This is a genomic window from Herbidospora sakaeratensis, from assembly GCF_001570525.1.
Classification (GTDB): Bacteria; Actinomycetota; Actinomycetes; order Streptosporangiales; family Streptosporangiaceae; genus Herbidospora; species Herbidospora sakaeratensis.
Window position 1 is genome coordinate 50,737 of sequence record NZ_BBXC01000017.1, and the last position, 20,672, is coordinate 71,408.

The window sequence follows — 20,672 nt, forward strand, 5'->3', positions numbered from 1 at the left end:
TCATGTCGAACGGAGTGAACGTCCAGGCCCTGCTGGACGCTCGTGAGGTCCTGAAGGGCGCGCCCGAGGCCGCCCAGTTCACCTGGCGGGCCAGCTCGAAGTGGCAGCACGGCGTCCACAGCACCACCAAGATCGAGAAGTTCTTCGGCCTCGGCCAGGAGCAGAGCCACAAGAACGAGTCGGTCTTCGAGGCCGACCACCCCGCCATCTTCGCGGCGGAGGACAACGGCATCACCCCGATCGAGTACCTGCTCGTCGGCCTGGCCGGCTGCCTGACCGCGGGCGTCGCCTCGGTCGCGCAGAACCGCGGCATCAAGCTGAACTCGGTCGAGTCGGTCGTCGAGGGCGACCACGACATCCGCGGCATCCTCGGCGCCGACAGCGACGTCCGCAACGGCTTCAACGACATCAAGGTGACCTTCACGATCGACGCCGACGCCTCCAAGGCCGAGATCGAGGCCCTGGTCGCCCAGTCGCAGAAGCGCTCGGCCGTCTTCGACGCGCTGACCAACCCCACCAACGTCACCGTCGAAGTCGCCTGAGGTCCGTCGTGTACGTCACCACGGCCGTCATCGGGGCAGGTCACGCCGGCCTCGCGGCCAGTCACTTCCTGACCGCCGCCTCGGTCGACCACGTGGTGCTGGAGCGCGGCGAGGTCGCCAACTCGTGGCGGCACGAGCGGTGGGACTCGCTGCGGCTGCTGACCCCCAACTGGCTGAGCCGCCTCCCCGGCGCGGCCTACGAAGGTCCCGACCCCGACGGCTACGCCGACATGGGCGAGGTCGTCGACCTGCTGGAACGGTCCGCCAAGGACGTCCCGGTCCGCACCGGTGTGAACGTCACATCGGTGCGGCGCTCCTCCGAGGGCTACACGCTGACGACGAGCGAGGGCCCGATCCGGGCCCGCACGGTCGTCATCGCGAGCGGCGCCTGCAACCGTCCCGTCGTCCCGTCCTTCGACGTGCCCCCGGGCGTCGAGCAGGTCACCCCGTTCGACTACCGGAACCCCTCCCGGTTGCCGGACGGGGGCGTGCTCGTCGTGGGCGCGTCGGCGACGGGCGTGCAGCTCGCGGCCGAGATCCAGCGGTCGGGCCGCCCGGTCGTGCTCTCGGCCGGGGAGCACGTGCGCCTGCCGCGCGTCTACCGGGACCGCGACGTGCTCTGGTGGATGCACCACGCGGGCGTCTGGGCGCAGCGTTACGACGAGCTCGACGACCTGACGCGGGCGCGGCGGCTGCCGTCGCCCCAGCTGGTCGCCGGGTCGACGCTCGACCTGAACGCGCTGACCGCGATGGGGGTCGAACTGGTCGGCCGGTTGTCCGCGATCCGCGACGGCGCGGCCTTGTTCTCCGGAGGGCTGCGCAACGTGGCGGCGCTGGCCGACCTCAAGCTCACCCGTCTCCTCGACGCCTTCGACGAGTGGGCCGGCACCGTTCCGGGGGAACGGCACGAGCCCACTCGCGTACCGAAGTCGGCCCGCTGGCGGCTCGATCTGCGGTCAGGGGAGATCGGTTCGATCGTCTGGGCCACCGGCTTCCGTCCTGACTACTCGTGGCTGGACGTGCCGGTCGTCGACGAGAAGGGGGCGCTGGTCCACGACGGGGGTGTCGTCGGTGCCGGCCTCTACGCCCTCGGCCTGCCGGTGTTGCGGCGGCGCGGGTCGACCTTCATCTGCGGGATCGAAGACGACGCCCGGGACGTGATCGGGCACCTCGTCCGGGGACTTCGCTGACCCCACGCGGTGCGGGCCGCGTGAGGCGGCTCCTAGACCACGGAGGAGCGGGTGAGCTCCCACCTGATCGTGATGACGGTCCGGCCCGACTTGCCGTGCGTGTCGAAGCGCAGCGACTTGCCGGGGACACAGGTGTAGGTGCCCTTGCGGGGGATCGCCCCGAGGTCCTCGTTGTGCGCGACGGCGTCGCGGAGCAGCCCGTCGAAGCCCTTGCCGCCGCCGGAGCGCTCCAATCTGGCGCCGACGTTGCCGGTGCGGGGCTTGAGGGCGACCTTGCCGTGGGTGTGCGGTCCGTGGCCGCCGAAGGTGTACGTGAAGTTCTCGCGGCCCTTCAGCTTGAAGGTGGCGCCGCCGGTCAGGGGGGCCGACGTGCGGAAGTCGAAGTGGGCGGCGACGTACTTGCCCTCGCGGGTGAAGGTCGCCTTGATGCCGGCGCCGCCCTCCGCGAAGAAGTTGTGCTTCTTGCCGACGACTTCGGCGGTCGCCTTGGTCACCGTCCACGACCCGGCCCAGCACGGTCCCTTGACCGCGGGGGTGGGGCTCGGGGAGGGGGTGGGGGCCGCTTGCGCCGTGGTGGGGGCGACGAGGAGGCCCGTGGTGAGCGCGAGGGCTCCCAGTAACTTGTGCATCGTTCCGCTCTCAGGGATCAGAGGTCTCTCAGGAAACTCCCATAATCCGGCTAAAAAATAACAATTCAACTGTTTTCGAGCAGTGAAGTACGTGATCACTTACCTCCAGAACATCAGCGACCGCAGGAAGTTCCACAACGGCCGATCCGTCGGCTCGGCCGCGACCACGAGCCGCACGGTGCCGGGGTAGTGGCCGCCCCACGTCTCGTGCACAAACCAGGACTCCGGGATGTCCGCGGGCTGGAGGACGTGGTCGGTGAAGTCCCAGTCACCCCGAACCCCTTCGGGGGACGCGTAGTAGGTCTCGACGGAGACGTTCCGCTCCCGGAGGAGGTCCCTGGCCCCGGCGACCGTCAGGTTCGTGAGGTCCTCTCCCTCCAGAGCCTCACCCCGTGCGGCCGGGTCGCCAACGAGTACGTGTCGCTCACCCTGCCGGGCGGGGCGTCCGGCGATGAGTTCCAGGGGACTGCGCAGATCGACGGGGATGCTGATTCCGTCCATGCACCAGAAGTTTCCGCACCCGGGGCCCTCGATCGCCGTGATCCACTGGCCCGCGACCTCGAAGCCGCCGGGGTGGAAGTCGACCGCCCGGTCCGGGGAGAAGATGCCGGTCACCTTCCCGACCAGACTCGGGGAGGCGGGTTCCATGAGCAGGTTCACCCTCAGGCCGTGGGCGGCGAAGTCCTCGCGGTAACGCCGGGGGTCGGCGTTGGGATCGACGATCCGGACGTCGATGTGGTCGCCCTGATCGGCGAACGCCACGGCCTTGGCCGGCCCCAGGACGAAGGGGGCTCCAGAACCGGGCCGCAGGACGATCGGCAACATGACCGCCAGGAGGGCGGTGACGGTGACCAGGATCAGCGGTGCAGGCGCATGGCCGCCGTCGCCCGCGAACAGCCGACGACCTTCGCGGCCTGGGCGAGATCGAGGCCCTCCCACGACATCAGCAGCACCAGCTCCCGGTCGCTCTCGCTCAGGCTGTTCAAGGCGGCCAGCGCCGCCTGGCGGGTGGCGACCTCGGCCGCGTGGTCGGCCTCGGTGCCGGCGACGAACGTGGTGAGCGCGTCGCGGCGGTTGGTCCGCCGGATCAGGTTCAGGGTGAGATTCCGGGCGGTGGCGTAGAGCCAGGGCAAGGGCTGGTCGTGTGGAACCCTGTCGTACTTCTCCCAGGCGATCTTGAACGTCTCGGCGGCGATGTCGGCGGCGTCGGCCGGGCCGACGCGGCGCCAGGCGTACCGCAGGACCGATTCGTCGTGCTCCTGGAACATGCCGGTGAAGCGCGCCTCGTCATCCACGCGCCGTCCTCTCTTCAGGTGCCGTCACCTGGTGAATGTCGCGAAGCGCGTGGATATCACCCCTACGCTGGGGCCATGGCGACTGAGACCCGGCTGGGGCTGGTGCGGCGGGCCCGGAAGATGAACCGCATCCTGGCCGAGACCTATCCCGACGCCCACTGCGAGCTCAACTTCGCCGACGCGTTCCAGCTGCTCGTGGCGACGGTCCTGTCGGCGCAGACGACCGACGTGCGGGTCAACCTGACCACCCCGGCGCTGTTCGCCAAGTATCCGACGCCCGACGACATGGCCGTCGCCGACCCCGACGACATGGAGGCGATCCTGCGGCCGACCGGGTTCTTCCGGGCCAAGACCAAGTCGGTGATCGGGTTGTCGATCGCGATCAGGGACCGGTTCGGCGGAGAGGTGCCGCGGAAGATGGCCGACCTCGTCACGCTGCCGGGTGTCGGGCGCAAGACCGCCAACGTCGTGCTCGGGAACGCGTTCGGCGTGCCGGGGCTGACCGTCGACACGCACTTCCAGCGGCTGGTGCGGCGGTTCGGGTGGATCGAGGGCGAGCTCGACCCGGTCAAGATCGAGCAGGAGATCGGGCAGCTCATCCCGAAGAGGGAGTGGACGGTCTTCTCCCACCGCATCATCTGGCACGGCCGCCGGATCTGCATCGCCCGCAAACCGGCCTGCGGCGCGTGCCCGCTGGCCGCGCTCTGCCCCTCCTACGGCACCGGGCCGACCGACCCCGAGACCGCCGCCAAGCTGGTGCGGTCGGGGCCCTTCTCGTGACGGGAAGCTTCGCGGGGCGCGCGCGGTTGCACTGTCCATGACCGACGTACCGGCCTGGATCACCGAAGCGGCGGAGAAGGCCGGTCGGAGCCCCGTCCCCCTGGCGATGCGCCCACCACAAGACGGCGGCCGCAGGGCCGCCGTCCTGCTGCTGTTCGGCGACGGCCCGGCCGGGCCCGACATCCTGCTCATCCAGCGCAGTTCCAACGGACGCAACCACGCCGGGCAGCCCGCCTTCCCCGGCGGCGGGGTCGACCCCGAAGACGACGGCCCGGTCGGCGCGGCCCTGCGCGAGGCCGCCGAGGAGACCGGCCTCGACCCCGAGGGCGTCGAGGTGCTCGGCACCATGCCCGAGCTCTACCTCTCGCACAGCGACAACCGCGTGACCCCCGTCATCGGCTGGTGGCACACCCCCTGTGCCGTCCACGCCGCCTCACCCGACGAGGTCGAGTCGGTCGAGCGGGTGCCCGTCGCCGAACTCGTCGACCCCGCCAACCGGTTCAAGCTGCGTCACCCGAGCGGGTTCCTCGGCCCCGCGTTCCGCGTGCGCGGCCTGCTGGTGTGGGGCTTCACCGCCGGAGTGCTCGACGGCATGCTCGCCACCTGCGGTTTCGAGGTGCCGTGGGACCGGTCACGGATCGAGGACCTGCCCCCTGACGTCGTGAACCTCGCCTCCCGTTAGCGCCAGCCCCAGCGTCGCCCAGTCGGCCACGTCGTCGTCGCGGTCGGCGGCCAGGCGGCGCAGCGCCGCGACCCCCGCCGGGTCGGCCGGGCGGCCGATGACGTTGGGCAGGGCGTACGCGGCGCCGTAGCGCACCGTCGCCTCCGGATGGGACGCGAGCTCGATGACCGAGGGCAACGCCCGCGGGTCGCGCAGATGACCGAAGGCGATGAGCACCGAGTAGAGCACGCGAGGTTCGGTCTCGCTCGCGGCCAGGAAACGCAGCACCGGCAAGGTCTTGTCGGCGAACGGCCGGTCACGCCCGAGTTCCCCCAGAATGTCGACTCCGAGAACTCTCTCCGCGGCCGTGTCGGCGGCGCACAGGCGTCGTGCGGCGGTGAAAGTCTCCAGGTCACCGCGTTCCTGCAGGGCAGCGATGGCGTCCCAGCGGGTCGGGCCGTCCGGGTCGTCATCGGCCAGTGCGGTCTGGATCAGTTCCTCAACAGGTCCCCCCATGGCGTCACGATATCGAGTGGACTGCGAAGAACCCGTGCACGAGACCGCGCGTGGCTGGATACGGTTAAGGGTGGTGGCCGGGCCCGGTGGCGATAGAGGTGGAATACAGGCGTGCAAGGCGATCTGCTCGACCTCATCCTGATCGGCCTGATTCTGGCCTTCGCGGTGTCGGGATATCGCCAGGGTTTCATCATCGGCGCGTTCAGCTTCGTGGGTTTCGCCGGCGGCGCGCTGGTCGGCATGTTCATCGCCCCGCCGATCGCCGGCGCCCTGGTCAACGGTGAGACCGAACGCGCGCTGCTCGCCATCGTCATCGTGTTCCTCGCCGCGACGGTCGGCCAGTTCGCGTCCTCGACGATCGGCGCGGTCGTGCGTTCGCACGTCACCTGGGAACCCGCGCGGGTCATCGACGCCTTCGGCGGCTCCCTCGCCAGCGGCCTGTCGGTGCTGGTGTTCGCCTGGCTGATCGGCTCGCTCATCATCTCGATGAACTTCCCGCTGCCCAAGCAGCAGGTGAACGACTCCCTGCTGCTCAAGACGATGGACCAGGCGATGCCCGAGGCGGCCCGCGACCTGACGCGCGGCTTCCGCGAGTTCGTCGACGCCTCTCCGTGGCCCGAGGTGTTCACCGCGATCGGCGGCGCGCAGTTCGTCGACGTGCCCGCCCCCGACGAGAGCATCATCAACGACCCGCAGCTGGCGCGGGCGCGCCGCGCGATCGTGAAGGTGCAGGGCACCGCTCCGACGTGCCGCAAGCGCATCGAGGGCACCGGCTTCGCCTACGCCCCCCACCGCATCATGACCAACGCCCACGTCGTGGCCGGCGTGTCGCAGGACCTGCGGGTGACCGACTACCGGGGCGCCAGCCACGACGCCCGGGTCGTGCTCTACAACCCCGACCGCGACATCGCGGTGCTCTACGTCGAGTCGCTCGACGTCAACCCGCTCAAGTTCGACATGGCGGCCGAGTCGAAGGACGACGCCATCATCGCGGGCTACCCGAAGGGCCACGGCTTCACCATCAAGCCGGCCCGCATCCGGGTGAAGCAGCCCGCCGAGTCCTACGACATCTACAACCGCCACACCGTCGACCGCGAGGTCTACGCGATCCGCGGCGAGGTGCAGCCGGGCAACTCGGGCGGCCCGCTCCTCGCCCCCGACGGGCGGGTCTTCGGGGTCATCTTCGCCGCCGCCACCGACCAGAAGGACACCGGCTACGCGCTGACGGCCGAAGAGGTGCGCACCGACGCCGAAGACGGCAGCGCGGCCGTCGCCCGGGTCGACACGCAGGACTGCGACTAACCGATCGTCGCCTCGACGCCGTCGAGCAACCAGCCGAGGCCGCGTTCGAAGCTCTCGTCCCAGCCGTCGGTCGCGGTCAGCGGGCCGTGCGCGGCCAGGGCCGGATAGCGGTCGCGCTGGTGGTCCATGTGGTCGCGGGCGGCGTCGCGGGTCTCGGCGTCGGCGTTGAGCAGCCAGGTCGCCTGCATGAGGGCCGAGCCGACGACGTAGTTCGACAACCCGAACGCGGCCGCCGTGAGGTGGGGCTCGACCACTCCGGCGCCGATGAGGGCGGCGTACAGGAAATCGCTTCTGGCCAGCACGTTCGGCCCCAGCATCGGGCGGCCCAGTAGCGCGGCCGACCAGGGATGGCGCAGCAGGGTGGCCCGCCAGTCGCCGATCAGGCGGGTGACGCCGGCGCGCCAGTTCTGGTCTTCGGGGATCGGGACGGCGGCGAAGATCGCGTCGAGCGCGAGGTCGAGCACGTCGTCTTTGGTCTTCACGTGCCAGTAGAGCGTGGTCGAGCCGGTGCCGAGCCGCTCGGCCAGCCGCCGCATGGTCAGCCGGTCGGCGCCCTCCTCGTCGAGCAGCGCCACGGCCTCCTCGACGATGCGCTGCCTGCTCAGCGGGGGGCCGCCCCGGTCTTCTCGGCTGGACGTCCGCAGCCACACCCCACCGGTTCTCGCGTTCACCCGGCCGAGTCTAGTATGACGTTCGAGTACCGGATCGTTGGTCCGGTCACTCGAACAACGATCCGGTGGAGGGTTCGTCATGCCGGGACACGTCGACGTCGATCACTTGACCTACGTCCTGCCCGACGGCCGCCTGCTCCTGAACGACGTGTCGTTCCGGGTGGGCGACGGGGTGAAGGCGGGCTTCGTCGGGCCCAACGGCGCGGGCAAGACCACCCTGCTGCGGCTGATCGCCGGTGATCTGCGGCCCGGCGACGGCCGGGTGACGCAGAGCGGCGGGCTCGGCGTCATGCGGCAGTTCGTCGGGAGCATCCGCGACCGCAGCACCGTCCACGACCTGCTGCTGTCGGTCGCGCCCCGGCACGTGCGGGCCTCGGCCGCCGCCGTGTCGGCGGCCGAGGCGGCGCTGGCCGCCCGCGACGACGAGGCGGCCCAGCTCGGCTACGCGCAGGCCGTCGCCGACTACGCCGACGCCGGCGGCTACGCCATGGAGACCGTCTGGGACGTGTGCGCGACCGCCGCGATGGGGTTGCCCTTCGACGCGGTCCGCGAGCGGCCGGTCACGACCCTGTCGGGAGGGGAGCAGAAACGGCTCGTCCTGGAGGCGCTGCTGCGCGGCCCCGACGAGGTGCTGCTGCTCGACGAGCCCGACAACTACCTCGACGTCGCCGGGAAGCAGTGGCTGGAGAGCCGGCTGGCCGCGTCCACCAAGACGGTGCTGCTGGTCTCCCACGACCGGCAACTGCTGGCGAACGTGGCCGACCGCGTCGTCACCGTGGAGGACCGCGGCGTCTGGATCCACGGCGGCGGCTTCGCGACCTACGCCGCCGCCCGCGCCGACCGCATCGACCGGCTGGCGGAGCGCCGCCGCCGCTGGGACGAGGAGCACGCCAAACTCCGGCGGCTCGTGCACACCCTGCGGCAGACGTCGGCCAACAACGACGCCCTGTCGTCGGCCTACCGCGCCGCCCGCACCCGGCTCGGCCGCTTCGAGCAGGCCGGGCCGCCCGAACGCGCGCCGAAGGCCCAGAACGTGCGCATCCGGCTGCGCGGCGGGCGGACCGGGAAACGCGCCGTGACCTGCGAAGGGCTGGAGCTGACCGGGCTGACCGAACCGTTCGGCGCCGAGGTCTGGTTCGGCGAGCGGGTGGGCGTGCTGGGCTCCAACGGGTCGGGCAAGTCGACGTTCCTGCAGGTGCTGGAGTCGGCGTACGACGGGACGCACCCGGCGGTCCGGCTCGGGGCGCGGGTGCGGCCCGGCCGCTTCGTGCAGACCCACACCCGGCCCGACCTGCACGGCCGCCGGCCCGTCGACCTGGTCATGGCGGCCGACGCCCTGATCCTCAACGAGGCGATGGCCGCGCTGGCGCGATACGAGCTCGCCCCCGCCGCCAACCAGCCCTTCGAGACCCTGTCGGGCGGGCAGCAGGCCCGCCTGCAGATCCTCCTGCTGGAACTGTCCGGGGCGACGTTGTTGCTGCTCGACGAGCCCACCGACAACCTCGACCTGGCCGGCGCGGAGGCGCTGCAACAAGGGCTGGCGGGCTTCACCGGCACGGTGCTGGCGGTGACCCACGACCGCTGGTTCGCGGCCGACTTCGACCGGTTCCTGATCTTCGGAGCCGACGGGACGGTCTACGAGAGCGCCGAACCGGTCTGGTAGGCGATCACTCCGACGAGGCCACCACGGCGTCGCCCGTGCGGCTGCGGTAGTAGAGCACCGACTTGCCGGCCCGGCGGCGTTCGATCAGCCCCGCGTCGAGCAGCACCTTCAGATGGCGGCCCACCGAACCGAGCCCCTGGCCGGTCAGCGCGACGAGCTGGGTCGTGCTCTTGGGCGTGTCGAGCAGGACCAGCACGGTCGCGCGGGCGGTGCCCAGCAGGCGGCCCAGCGGCGCGGACACCTCCCGCACCTCGGTGAGCACGCCCGCGGCCGGATAGATCACCGCATACCGGTGCGGATGCTCCCACGCCACCCAGCGGTGCCGGGGCGTGACCGGCACGAACATGAGCCGCGCCGTCGCGAGGTCGCGGGGCGGGTTGCTGGTCGTGTTGATCTGCAACCTGCTGTCGCCGAGCCAGCGCATGCCCGGCCGCAGGTCGTTGAGCGCCGCCTCCCAGCCGCCCATGCTGAGACTGCCGATCCGGCCGATGATGTCGGCTTCGAGGATGCGCCTGCGTCTGTCCCAGGTGGGTTCGACGGCTTCCTGCCACACCCATTCCAGTACGTCGGCGGCTCGTCGGGCCAGGTCGTCGCGGCGCAGCGGGCCGGGGAGCATCCTGCCGAGGGAGACCTCGAGGTCGGCGTAGACGACGTCGGGCGGGGTGGCGCGGATGGTGGCGACCTCGTCGGCGAACGTGGGCTCGCCGGTGCCCGTCGGGGCGGGGACGAGGAAGTCGGCGACCCACTCGGCGCCGTTCGCGGCGCGCATCAGCAGGTCGTCCAGGGGGTCGGCGGCGAGACGGGCCTTGAAGCGGTCGGCGTGCCGGTCGAACCAGTGTTGCTCACCGGGGTGGGCGGGGTGGGCGTGGCCCAGGGCGAACATGCACGCGGTGGTCTCGGCCAGCGGCGAGACGACGAACCTGCTCCCGGCCAACGTGTCCGCACCGATCTGCCACCAACCCATGCATACCCTCCCGAACCGACTTGCCCGTTCCCCGTCCTGTTGCTTCGCACCGGCGTCGTTCCGGGCTGGTGTCGCCCTGGGCTGATGCTGCCCGCACCAGTGTCGCCGGCACCAGAGTCGTCCCGTGCGGGGGTCTGGCGACGGGTTTCACCCGCTACCGCCTCGCGGTGTGACTGCGGGACCGCGACGTGATCGATCCGTGGAACGCGCCCTGCATCTGGCTATAAGTCGTCTCTTGGTGTGGGGTGTCCGGCATCTACAGCTATCGGGCCGAACCCCGTTGTCTCAGGCCCTTCGGGGGTGGTGGTTTCGCGTGCGGGCGAAACATTACCCGGTCTGACCTGCGGGGATGGAATGTGCTCCTCATGCGTACATATCGGGAGCTGTTCGCCACCAAGGAGTTCGCGCCCCTCTTCGCGACGTCCACGTTGCAGGTCGTGGCGTCGACGATCGGGAATCTCGCGCTCGGGACGCTCGTGTTCGAGGCGACCGGGTCGCCGCTGCTGTCGGCGCTGGCCATGTTCGGGCCGTTGCTCGCTCAGGTGGTGGGGGCGACGTTGCTCATGTCGGCGGCCGATCGGCTGCCGCCTCGGATGGCGCTCTCGGGGCTGGCGCTCGTCTTCGGACTCGGGGTGGCCGTGCAGGCCGTTCCCGATCTGCCGATCGCGGTGCGGTTCGCGGTGCTCGTCGTGGTCGGGGTGGTCGCGTCGGTCGGCGGCGGGGTGCGATACGGGCTGCTCAACGAGATTCTCACGCGGGACGGGTTCCTGCTCGGGCGCTCGGTGCTCAACATGGCCGTCGGTGGTTCGCAGATCGCCGGGTTCGCGGCCGGGGGATTGCTGGTCGCGCTGCTCACGCCCGTCCAGACGCTGCTGGTCAGTGCCGCACTGGAGGTGGTCGCGGCGCTGGTCGTGTTGCTCGGGTTGTCGAAGCGGCCGCCTCGGGCGGCCGGGCGGCCGTCGGTGGCGGAGACCTGGCGGGGGAACTCGCGGTTGTGGGCGTCGCGGCCGCGGCGGTATGTCTTCCTGGCCCTCTGGGTGCCCAACGGGCTGATCGTGGGGTGCGAGTCCCTTTATGTCGCGTACGACCCCGGCAGCGCCGGTGTGCTCTTCGCGTTCGCCGCCTTCGGCATGCTGATCGGGGACACCCTCGTCGGGCGGTTCATTCCGGCCGGGTGGCGGGAGCGGCTGGGCGCTCCGATGCGCCTTCTCCTCGCCGTGCCCTACCTGGTGTTCTTCACCGGTCCGCCGATCGGGGTCGCGGTCGCGGCGGTGACGCTCGCCTCCGTCGGGTACGCCGCCAGCCTGCTCCTCCAGGAACGCCTGATGGCCCTCACACCCGACGACCTCAGCGGGCACGCCCTCGGGCTGAACGGCTCGGGGATGATGGTCATGCAGGGGGTCGGTGCGGCGGTGGCCGGGTCGGTGGCGCAGATCAGCAGCCCGGCCACGGCGATGACGGTGATGGCCGTGGCCTCCGTCGCGGTCACGCTGGCCCTGGCGCCGGGCCTGCGGCTAGACCCGGGCTCCCAGGGCGGTCAGGAGATCGGTGCTCGACCGCGCTCGGGCGGCTAGCGCCGGGTCGATGCCGTAGGGGCGGCCCTCAAGCGGGGTCAGGCGGCTCGCGCCCCGTTCGAGCAGGGTCTCCGCGCCGCGCGGGTTGCCCCGTTGCAGGTGGGTCAGGCCGACGCAGATCTGGGCCAGGCCCTGCCACAGTTCGCGCTCGTCGGGCGGGCACGACTTCCAGCGGCCCTCGAAGATCTCGTGGGCGTGGAACGGGCGGTCGAGCCGGAGCATCTCGGCGCCGTCGGCGACGGCCTGCTCGGCCGTGGGGGCGTAGTCGTCGGGCACGCGCGCGACGCCCTCGGCTCCGTGGGGGAGGGGGCGGCCGTAGGCGTCGCGGGGGCGGGCGTTGCGGGCCCGGCCCTCGGCGTCGCGGTCGCGGGTCATCGGTCGGGCTCGGGGTCGGCCAGCCAGGAGGTCAGTTCGGTGTTGAAGACGTCGGGGCGTTCCTCGTGGGGGAAGTGGCCGGCGCCCTCGATCAGCCGCCAGCGGTAGGGGGCGGCGACGTACTGGCCCGAGCCCTGGGCGGTGCGGGGCAACATGCACGGGTCGAGCGCGCCGTGGAGTTGCAGGGTGGGGGCCTCGACCTCGCGGCGCATCTGACGGGCGTAGCGGCGGCCGTCGGGGCGGAGTTGCGAGCGGGCGAACCAGCGGTGGTATTCCAGGGCGCAGTGGGCCGACGCCGGGATCTGGAAGACGTCCTGGTAGACCGGGTTGAGCTCCTCGGAGGGCCAGGCGGGGCCCGACCAGGTGTCGAGCAGGCGGCCGACGCGGGCGGCGTTCTTGCGGGTCAGCCGGTGTTCGGGCCAGAGCGGCAACTGGAAGCCGAACGCGTGGCCGCTGGCCCGCAACTGCTTCGGATCGGTGAGCACGGCCCGGCGCAGCCGCAGCGGGTGAGGGGCCGACACGACCACCAGGCGGCGCACGAACTTGGCGTCGCGGGCGGCCATCGTCCAGCCCATCCAGCCGCCCCAGCCGTGGCCGACCACGATGGCGCCGGTCTCGCCCATGGCCCTGATCAGGCCGGCCGCGTCGCCGGCCAGCGTCGGCAGGTCGTATCCCCGGGGCGGCTTGTCGCTGGCGCCGTAACCCCGGAGATCGACCGCGACCGCCCGGTAGCCGGCCGCGGGCAGCGCCTCCAGCTGGTGCCGCCACGTCCACCAGAACTGCGGGAAGCCGTGGAGCAGCAGGACGAGCGGGCCCTCACCGGCCTCCACCACGTGGAAGCGGGTGCCCCCGGCGTGGATCCAGCGGTGTTCCCACGGGCCCTCGGCCCGGACCAGCTGGTTCTCCTCCGGGGCCTGTTTCATGACGCGATCGTGGCGCGGTGGGCGCCCACCTCGCCCGCGGTGGCCGTGGCCACCGGCTCGATGTGCGGCGTCTCGTCGGTGGACTTGAGGCTCTGCAGCGAGCGCCGGGTGCGCTTGAAGCCCGCCAGGCCCTGCAGCCTGCGGTAGCCGACGAAGCCGAGCACCCCGGCCGTCACCAGGTAGAACACGGTGACGATCAGGAACGACAACCACGTCGACAGGCCGACGGCGTCGTGCAGGACGTAGGCGATCGTGAAGGAGGCCAGGATCAGGACCAGGTGGAGCGTGAACGCGGCGGCGGCGAACAGGCCGGTGGCCATGCCGACCCGCTTGGCGTCGAACTTGAGCTCGCTCTTGGCGAGTTCGATCTCGGCTCTCACCAGCGTCGAAATATGGGTGCTCGCCTCGGCGACCAGAGCGCCGAGCGATTCGTCCTCGCGCATCAGGGATCTCCTATTCTGCGGACTGTCAAATATCATCTCGTGCTCTCGTCCGTACGCGGATTCTGAGCAGCGCCGCGGCCAGCAACGATGCGATGACGCTCGCCATCAGCACGGCGGTGGTGACCGTGGTGTCGCCCTGGAAGGCCCGGTCGCCGATGAGCAGCGAGACGGTGAAGCCGATCCCGGCGAGGACCGACACGGCCGCGATGTCGCGCCAGACCAGATCGGAGCTGATCCGGGCGAAACCCAGTCGTACCGAGAGCCACGCACCGCCGAACACACCGACGAACTTCCCGACGACGAGCCCGAGAAGCACGCCGAGAGCGATTCTGTCGGTGAAAACGCCTCCGAGGGCGCTCGAATCGAGCGGAACCCCGGCGGCGAGGAAGGCGAAGACCGGCACCGCGAACCCCGCCGACACGGGCCGCCACACGTGGTCGGCCCTGGCGGCGGGCGACGGATCGCCGCCGACGTTCATGAGCAGCCCGCAGGCCACCCCCGCGACGGTCGGATGGATGCCCGACTCGTGCAGCAGCACCCAGGCGGCGACGCCGAGAAGGACGTACAGAAAAGCGGATCTGACCCGGCGCCGCTGGAGCAGGCCGAAGACGGCGAGCACCACGACGGCGGCCAGGAGCGGCAGGAAGGACAGTTTCTCGCTGTAGAAGACGGCGATCACGATGATCGCGCCCAGGTCGTCGACCACGGCCAGGGTCAGCAGGAACGCGCGCAGCGCCACCGGCAGCGCCGACGCGGTCACGGCCAGTACGGCCAGCGCGAACGCGATGTCGGTCGCCGTCGGGATCGCCCACCCCCGTATGGCGTTCGGCACTCCCCAGCTCACCCCCACGTAGATCAGCGCCGGCACCGCCATCCCGGCCAGCGCGGCCACGATCGGCAGGATCGCGTCGCGGAGGCGGGACAGCTCCCCGTGGACGAACTCCTCCTTCAGCTCCACCCCGGCGACGAAGAAGAAGATCGCCAGCAGCCCGTCGGCCGCCCATTCGTACAGCGTGAGGTGGAGCGGACCCGGCACCACGACGGACCGGAGCGCCTCATAGGTCGCCGACCAGGGCGAATTCGCCCAGATCAGCGCGAGGACCGTGGCGATCAGCATGATCACGCCACCGATCGTCTCGGTCCGCAGAGCTTCGGCGACCTGCGCCGCGTAGTGGAGTGGACGGCGCAACTGCTCCCCCTCAGGTGATTGGGGAAATGCCCGGACGATTCCCCCAGAAATCGCCGACCAGACTTCCCGGCACACCTTCGGCCCACTGTACCCAGCGCCGAACGATCACAGCCGGGGCGGGTTATCACCTGTGGATAACGGCCCCGGCTGTGGACGGTGGATCAGTCCTCGCTCTTGGCGCTGGGAAGCTTCTCCGAGATCAGGTTCATGACCGAGCTGTCGGTGAGGGTGGTCACGTCGCCCAGCGACCGGTTCTCGGCCACGTCACGAAGGAGGCGGCGCATGATCTTGCCAGACCGGGTCTTCGGCAGCTCCGGCACCACCATGATCTGCCGCGGCTTGGCGATCGGGCCGAGCACCTTGGCGACGTGCTGACGCAGCTCGGCGGCGATGTCGCCGCTCTCCTCGGCGCTGCCGCGCAGGATCACGAACGACACGATGGCCTGGCCGGTCACCGGGTCGGTCGCGCCCACGACGGCCGCCTCGGCCACCTTCGGGTGGCTGACCAGGGCGCTCTCCACCTCGGTGGTCGAGATGTTGTGGCCCGAGACCAGCATCACGTCGTCGACGCGGCCCAGCAGCCACAGGTCGCCGTCGTCGTCGCGCTTGGCGCCGTCGCCGGGGAAGTAGAACCCGTCGAACCGCGACCAGTAGGTCTCCTTGTAGCGCTCGGGGTCGCCCCAGATGCCGCGCAACATCGACGGCCACGGCTCACGCACGACGAGGAAGCCGCCGCCGCCGTTCGGCACCGACTTGCCCTGGTCGTCGACCACGTCGGCGACGATGCCCGGCAGCGGCTGCATGGCCGCGCCCGGCTTGCCGGCGGTGACGCCGGGCAGCGGGCTGATCATGATCGCGCCGGTCTCGGTCTGCCACCAGGTGTCCACGACCGGGGTCCTGCTCGCGCCGATGTGCTCGCGGTACCAGACGTACGCCTCGGGGTTGATCGGCTCGCCGACCGAGCCCAGCACCCGCAGCGACGACATGTCGAACTTGGCGGGGATGTCGTCGCCCCACTTCATGAAGGTCCGGATCGCGGTGGGCGCGGTGTAGAGGATCGTGACCTTGTACTTCTGCACGATCTCCCAGAACCGGCCGCGGTGCGGGGTGTCGGGGGTGCCCTCGTAGATCACACTGGTCGCGCCGTTGGCCAGCGGGCCGTAGACGATGTAGCTGTGGCCGGTCACCCAGCCGATGTCGGCGGTGCACCAGTAGATGTCGGTGTCGGGCTTGAGGTCGAAGACCGCGTTGTGGGTCCAGGCCGTCTGGGTGAGGTAGCCGCCCGTGGTGTGCAGGATGCCCTTCGGCTTCCCGGTGGTGCCGCTCGTGTAGAGGATGTAGAGCGGGTCCTCGGCGTCGTGGGGCTCGGGGGTGTGCTGGTCGCTCTGGCGCTCGACCACGTCGTGCCACCAGACGTCCTTGTCGGTGACGGCGACGTCCTGGCCGGTCCGGCGGACGACGAGCACCTTCTCGATCTGCGGGCACTGCGCGACGGCCTCGTCGACGGTGGGCTTGAGCGCGCTGGGCGCCCCCCGCCGGAAACCGCCGTCGGCGGTGATCACCAGTTTGGCGTCGGCGTCGTCGATGCGGCTCTTCAGCGCCGAGGCCGAGAAGCCGCCGAACACGACCGAGTGGATCGCGCCGATGCGCGCGCAGGCCAGCAACGAGACGGGCAACTCGGGGATCATCGGCATGTAGATCGCCACGCGGTCGCCCTTGCCGACCCCGAGCTCGGTCAGCGCGTTGGCCGCCTTCGAGACCTCTTTCTGCAGGTCGGCATAGGTGATGACACGGCTGTCACCCTCGGGCTCGCCCTCCCAGTAGAAGGCCACCTTGTCGCCGTTCCCGGCCTCGACGTGCCGGTCGACGCAGTTGTAGGCGATGTTCAGCTTGCCGCCCACGAACCACTTCGCGAACGGGGCCTCCCACTCCAGCGTGGTGTGCCAGCGCTCCGCCCAGGTCAGCCGGTCGGCCGCCGCCTCCCAGAAGGCCAGCCGGTCGGCCGCGGCCTCCGTGTAGGCGCTCGCCGTGACGTTCGCCGCCGCCGCGAGCTCCGCGGGCGGCTCGAACCGGCGGTTCTCCTGCAACAGGTTCGACAGCGTTTCCTGGGACTCCGTCACCGCGAACTCCTTACCGAAATTTCTCTGGCCTTACTTCTTCGTATCGTGCCGTATCGGGTGTTAATGACACGTGACTGGGCCCTGGGGAGTCAAACCCGACTTCGTTCAGCGGTGCCAGCTCGTCGTTGAACGGTCTTCGGGGGCTGGGGTGGTCTTTGGGCCTTTGGGAGGGTCTCGTGACGGTGCGAACCGGGGGCGGGGGCTGGCGCCAGACGCGGCGCGGGCCGGGGGCGGCGGGCGGTGCCGGGGTGGGCGGAGCCGTAACGGATGGGGTGTTGCCATAGGGTCGGGCGGGTGAGTGATCCGCTGGTCGTGGTGGCTGGACTGCCCGGGGTGCCGGAGGCCGTGTCGGAGGCCCGGGAGGCCGTCGACGTGCTCTATCGGCATCGCATTCTGCGCAGGCGGCAGCCCGAGGTGTCGGCCGAGTCGGCGTTGCGCGGCGCCCGGGCCTCCGCCGAGCTGGAGGGCGTCGACGTTCCCCTCGGCACGTTGCGGGCCGGGGAGGCCGATGATCCGGTGGCGCAGGGGGCGCTGCGGGTCTCCGCCGAGCTGGGGCGGCTCGGGCCGCTGTGGCGGTCGGCGCCGCCGCAGGTGCTGGCGCGGCTCCACACGCTCGCGGCCGCGGGGCTGCTCGCCGATCCGGGGCGGCCGCGGACAGGGCCCACGGTCGCCGATCCCCTGGGCATCGGGCCTGCTCCGGCCGACGTGTCCGCGCGGATGGCCGCCCTGGCCGGGCTGACCTCGACGAAGGCCCCCGCGCTGGTGCTGGGCGCGATCGTGCACGCCGAGATCGTGGCGCTGCGGCCGTTCGGCGTCGCCGACGGGCTGGTGGCGCGGGCGGCGGAGCGGCTCAGCCTGGTCGAACACGGCCTCGACCCCAAGTCGCTCGTGGCGGTCGAGGTGGGGCACCGGGAGTCGATGGGGGCGTACACCCAGGCGCTGAAGGCCTATCTGACCGGGACGCCCGAGGGGGTCGCGGCGTGGGTGGTCCACTGTGCGCGGGCTGTGGTACTCGGCGTCAGGGAGACCACGGCCATTTGTGAAGCGCTGTCGCGTTAAACAATTCCGGACACAAGCGGACGGCGTCCCTGGAATGGGACGCCGTCGCCAGTACGTCGAGCCGGGTTACCAAGCGTGCACCTGATTTTGTCGAAACGGGACAAGCCCGCAACGACACGCCTCCCGCGGCTGGTCGCACGTGGGTGCCCGGCGGCCGTACCCGGACACTCGGTCCGTACGCCCTTTGTACGTCGGAACTGCGCACTTGGGAACCCCTCCGAGCAAGACCTTTACTGAGCCCGGAATCCGCCGATTACGGCTTCTGGTGTGGTTTGGGGCCATGTGGGGCAATGGATCGATACATCCCGTCCCCTTCTGACAGTGATCACTGACCGTGACCGTGTGGCCGCATTCCCGCCGCGTGCGGCAAGCCCAAAAAAACTGCCGCAAATTGCAGATTGCTCCTCGACGAAACTCGGGCGGATCGGGCAGCATACGGTGTTATCTCCCAGTGTGGGAGTGACTGTGCACAGGGCACCTTTGCAAGTCCCTTGCCATGCCCTGGCCCACTGATGAAAGCTTTCATCACACGGGACCGGCTCTACCCCCCCGGAGCCGGACCGATCGGCGACCCCCGCTCTCCCCCCCGGCGGGGGTCGCCCCCTTTTTCCACAGGGCGACCTTTATCCACAGACCCCTGGTTCGGGCGTTTCTGATCTTCGGCCGGTCGGCACCGTGAGGCTTCCGACCTTCGACCGAGGAGCCCCCGCCCATGCACCGCCCGCTGGCCGTCACCGCCGACCGCGACCTGCTCGACGACCTGCTGCGGGTGGCCGCGGCCGCCGGGGTCGAACTCGACGTCGCCCACGAGGCCGCCCAGGCCCGTCCCCGCTGGCGCACCGCGCCGCTGGTCGTCGTAGGGGCCGACCTGGCCGACGCCCTCGCCGCCACCGGCCCGCCGCCCCGGCAGGGGGTGCTGCTGGTGACGTCCGACCCGGCCGATCCGTCGATGTGGCGGCGCTGCGTGTCGGTCGGGGCGTCCGCCGTTCTGGAGCTGCCCGACGCCGAACGCCTGCTCGTCGACGAGTTCGCCGAGGCCGCCGAGCCCTCCTCCCGCGCCGGCGCGGTGGTCTGCGTGGCCGGCGGCCGGGGCGGCGTGGGGGCGACCGTGCTGGCCGCCTCCCTGGCCCTGACCGCCGCCCGATCGGGCTCCCGCACCCTGCTCGTCGACGCCGACCCGCTCGGCGGCGGCATCGACGTGGTGCTCGGCCAGGAGGAGGCGACCGGCGCCCGGTGGCCCGACATCGTGGGACGAGAGGGACGGGTGAGCTACGCGGCCCTCCAGGGGGCGCTGCCGACCTTCGGCGAGTTGACTGTCCTGTCATGGCACCGGGGCGAGCCGATGCGCATCCCTCGCGAGGCCATGCGCGCGGTGCTCGAAGCGGCGCGGCGCGGCTGCGACCTGGTGGTGGTCGATCTGCCACGGTTCGTCGACGCCGGAGCGGAAGAGGCGCTTTCGCGGTCCGGGGTGGCCTTGCTGGTGGTTTCCGCAGATGTGCGCGGGGTGCTGGCCGCCGGCCAGGCTCTGGCCGGAGTACGCGAGCATTCGGGTGACGTCCGGGTGGTCGTGCGCGGCGGCAGCCTCGACCCCGGCGTGGTGGCCCAATCGCTGGGCGTGCCGCTGGCCGGGCTCCTGCCGGAACAGCGCGGCCTGGCCGAGGTCCTCGACCGCGGCGACGCCCCGCCGCTGAAGCGCACGCCGCTGGGCCGGTTCTGCGGGGAACTGCTGGCCGGGTTGTCGGTGTCGTGAGCACGGTGTCGGCGGAGCTGCTGGAGGCGGTCCGCGTCCGGCTGGCCCGAGACGGCCTCGACCCCTCACCGGCCCAGGTGGCGGCCGCCCTGCGGGCCGAACGGGCGGTCCTGGGCGATGCCGAGGTCTTGGCCGTCGCCCGGGTGCTCCGGGCCGAACTGATCGGGGCCGGCCCTCTTGAGGGCCTGCTCGCCGAACCCGGGGTGACCGATGTGCTGGTCAACGGACCCCGGGAGGTGTGGGTCGACGACGGGGGCGGGTTGCGGAAGACGTCCGTCGTCTTTCGCTCGGACGACGACGTGCGGCGTCTCGCGCAACGGCTGGCGGCGGCGGCCGGGAGGCGTCTCGACGACGCCTGCCCCTATGTCGACGCGCGGCTGGCCGGTGGCGTGCGCTTGCACGCGGTGCTGCCGCCGGTCTCTGCGGAGGGGACCTGCCTGTCGTTGCGCCTGCCGCCACGGCACACCTATGGGCTCGACGACCTGGTGACCGGGGTCGGGGCGCAGGTGTTGCGGTCGATGATGCGGGCGCGGCTGGCGTTCGTCGTGTCGGGCGGGACGGGGACGGGGAAGACGACCCTTCTGTCGGCGTTGTTGTCGCTGGCCGATCCCGGGGAGCGGTTGCTGCTGGTCGAGGACTCCGCGGAGCTGCGGCCGGCGCATCCCCACGTGGTGCGGCTGGAGACGCGTCCGCCGAACCTCGAAGGGGTGGGCGGGGTGACGCTCCGGGACCTGGTGCGGCAGGCACTGCGGATGCGGCCTGACCGGGTCGTGGTCGGCGAAGTCCGCGGGGCCGAGGTGGTCGACCTCCTGGCCGCCCTGAACACCGGGCACGAGGGCGGGTGCGGGACGTTGCACGCCAACACAGCCGCTGACGTGCCGCCGCGTCTTGAGGCGCTGGCGTGCGCGGCCGGGCTCAGCCGGGAGGCGGTGCACAGTCAGCTGGCGGCGGCGCTGGACGCGGTGATCCACGTGGTGCGAGACCCGGGGACGGGGGTGCGGCGGGTGGCGGAGATCTGTTTGCTGG

At 71.2% G+C, this 20,672-nt stretch carries 20 protein-coding genes and 1 pseudogene; 10 read left to right on the forward strand and 11 right to left on the reverse strand.

What is annotated here, in order from left to right; translation table 11 throughout:
• Window positions 1-2 precede the first annotated feature (2 nt).
• Complete coding sequence (locus AW271_RS27370) at window positions 3-542, forward strand: OsmC family protein (protein ID WP_062340486.1); 540 nt, start codon at window positions 3-5, stop codon at window positions 540-542.
• A pseudogene (locus AW271_RS27375) lies at window positions 431-1,732 on the forward strand (NAD(P)-binding domain-containing protein); the annotation flags it as partial. The gene AW271_RS27370 and the pseudogene AW271_RS27375, both read left to right, overlap by 112 nt.
• A gap of 32 nt (window positions 1,733-1,764) precedes the next feature.
• Here AW271_RS27375 and AW271_RS27380 read toward each other — a convergent pair.
• The 3 genes from AW271_RS27380 to AW271_RS27390 form a co-directional block, all read right to left on the reverse strand.
• Window positions 1,765-2,361: a hypothetical protein gene (locus AW271_RS27380; protein WP_062340487.1), complete on the reverse strand. Its 597-nt coding sequence runs from the start codon at window positions 2,359-2,361 to the stop codon at window positions 1,765-1,767.
• 99 nt (window positions 2,362-2,460) lie between these two features.
• Entirely contained in the window at window positions 2,461-3,186 is a 726-nt protein-coding gene (locus AW271_RS27385) for a hypothetical protein (protein WP_062340488.1), read from the reverse strand.
• A 32-nt stretch (window positions 3,187-3,218) separates the two neighbouring features.
• Window positions 3,219-3,656 (reverse strand): RNA polymerase sigma factor, encoded by a 438-nt coding sequence (locus tag AW271_RS27390; RefSeq protein ID WP_062340489.1) that lies wholly within the window; start codon window positions 3,654-3,656, stop codon window positions 3,219-3,221.
• A gap of 75 nt (window positions 3,657-3,731) precedes the next feature.
• Here AW271_RS27390 and nth point away from each other — a divergent pair, with 75 nt between their 5' ends.
• Complete coding sequence (nth, locus tag AW271_RS27395) at window positions 3,732-4,436, forward strand: endonuclease III (RefSeq protein ID WP_062340490.1); 705 nt, start codon at window positions 3,732-3,734, stop codon at window positions 4,434-4,436.
• A 37-nt stretch (window positions 4,437-4,473) separates the two neighbouring features.
• Window positions 4,474-5,118: an NUDIX hydrolase gene (locus AW271_RS27400; RefSeq protein WP_062340491.1), complete on the forward strand. Its 645-nt coding sequence runs from the start codon at window positions 4,474-4,476 to the stop codon at window positions 5,116-5,118.
• Here the strand turns inward: AW271_RS27400 and AW271_RS27405 are convergent.
• Window positions 5,068-5,613: a HEAT repeat domain-containing protein gene (locus AW271_RS27405; RefSeq protein WP_062340492.1), complete on the reverse strand. Its 546-nt coding sequence runs from the start codon at window positions 5,611-5,613 to the stop codon at window positions 5,068-5,070. The two genes, AW271_RS27400 and AW271_RS27405, sit on opposite strands and share 51 nt — an antisense overlap.
• A 111-nt stretch (window positions 5,614-5,724) precedes the next feature.
• Between AW271_RS27405 and AW271_RS27410 the strand changes: the two genes are divergently transcribed.
• Window positions 5,725-6,915, forward strand: coding sequence for a MarP family serine protease (locus AW271_RS27410; RefSeq protein WP_232320070.1), 1,191 nt, complete (start codon window positions 5,725-5,727; stop codon window positions 6,913-6,915).
• Here the strand turns inward: AW271_RS27410 and AW271_RS27415 are convergent.
• A complete protein-coding gene (locus AW271_RS27415) occupies window positions 6,912-7,586 on the reverse strand; it encodes a TetR/AcrR family transcriptional regulator (protein ID WP_062340493.1) in 675 nt (224 codons plus the stop codon). The genes AW271_RS27410 and AW271_RS27415 overlap by 4 nt on opposite strands.
• 79 nt (window positions 7,587-7,665) lie before the next feature.
• Between AW271_RS27415 and AW271_RS27420 the strand changes: the two genes are divergently transcribed.
• Window positions 7,666-9,249 (forward strand): ABC-F family ATP-binding cassette domain-containing protein, encoded by a 1,584-nt coding sequence (locus AW271_RS27420; RefSeq protein ID WP_062340494.1) that lies wholly within the window; start codon window positions 7,666-7,668, stop codon window positions 9,247-9,249.
• A 4-nt stretch (window positions 9,250-9,253) separates the two neighbouring features.
• Here AW271_RS27420 and AW271_RS27425 read toward each other — a convergent pair whose 3' ends face one another.
• A complete protein-coding gene (locus tag AW271_RS27425; RefSeq protein ID WP_062340495.1) occupies window positions 9,254-10,213 on the reverse strand; it encodes a helix-turn-helix domain-containing protein in 960 nt (319 codons plus the stop codon).
• Window positions 10,214-10,578: 365 nt separating this feature from the next.
• Between AW271_RS27425 and AW271_RS27430 the strand changes: the two genes are divergently transcribed.
• Entirely contained in the window at window positions 10,579-11,787 is a 1,209-nt protein-coding gene (locus tag AW271_RS27430; protein WP_062340496.1) for an MFS transporter, read from the forward strand.
• Here AW271_RS27430 and AW271_RS27435 read toward each other — a convergent pair.
• The 5 genes from AW271_RS27435 to acs form a co-directional block, all read right to left on the reverse strand.
• Entirely contained in the window at window positions 11,728-12,162 is a 435-nt protein-coding gene (locus AW271_RS27435) for a DUF309 domain-containing protein (protein ID WP_062340497.1), read from the reverse strand. The genes AW271_RS27430 and AW271_RS27435 overlap by 60 nt on opposite strands.
• Window positions 12,159-13,085: an alpha/beta fold hydrolase gene (locus AW271_RS27440; RefSeq protein ID WP_062340498.1), complete on the reverse strand. Its 927-nt coding sequence runs from the start codon at window positions 13,083-13,085 to the stop codon at window positions 12,159-12,161. Before AW271_RS27440 ends, AW271_RS27435 begins: the two co-directional genes overlap by 4 nt.
• Window positions 13,082-13,528, reverse strand: a complete 447-nt coding sequence (locus AW271_RS27445) for a phage holin family protein (RefSeq protein ID WP_062340499.1) — start codon at window positions 13,526-13,528, stop codon at window positions 13,082-13,084. Before AW271_RS27445 ends, AW271_RS27440 begins: the two co-directional genes overlap by 4 nt.
• A 25-nt stretch (window positions 13,529-13,553) precedes the next feature.
• Window positions 13,554-14,717 (reverse strand): Na+/H+ antiporter NhaA, encoded by a 1,164-nt coding sequence (gene nhaA, locus AW271_RS27450; protein WP_245653222.1) that lies wholly within the window; start codon window positions 14,715-14,717, stop codon window positions 13,554-13,556.
• A 161-nt stretch (window positions 14,718-14,878) separates the two neighbouring features.
• Window positions 14,879-16,837 carry an acetate--CoA ligase gene (acs, locus tag AW271_RS27455; protein ID WP_062340500.1) on the reverse strand — a complete coding sequence of 653 codons (1,959 nt, stop codon included), beginning with the start codon at window positions 16,835-16,837 and terminating at the stop codon, window positions 14,879-14,881.
• Window positions 16,838-17,131: 294 nt separating this feature from the next.
• Between acs and AW271_RS27460 the strand changes: the two genes are divergently transcribed.
• From AW271_RS27460 to AW271_RS27470, 3 genes are all read left to right on the forward strand, one after another.
• The gene (locus AW271_RS27460; protein WP_245653223.1) at window positions 17,132-17,896 is read left to right on the forward strand and encodes a Fic family protein; all 765 of its coding nucleotides are present in this window, start codon (window positions 17,132-17,134) and stop codon (window positions 17,894-17,896) included.
• A 712-nt stretch (window positions 17,897-18,608) separates the two neighbouring features.
• A complete protein-coding gene (gene ssd, locus AW271_RS27465) occupies window positions 18,609-19,646 on the forward strand; it encodes a septum site-determining protein Ssd (RefSeq protein ID WP_062340502.1) in 1,038 nt (345 codons plus the stop codon).
• Window positions 19,643-20,672, forward strand: a 1,030-nt coding sequence (locus tag AW271_RS27470) for a TadA family conjugal transfer-associated ATPase (RefSeq protein ID WP_245653224.1), incomplete at its 3' end; no start/stop codon positions are given. The genes ssd and AW271_RS27470, both read left to right, overlap by 4 nt.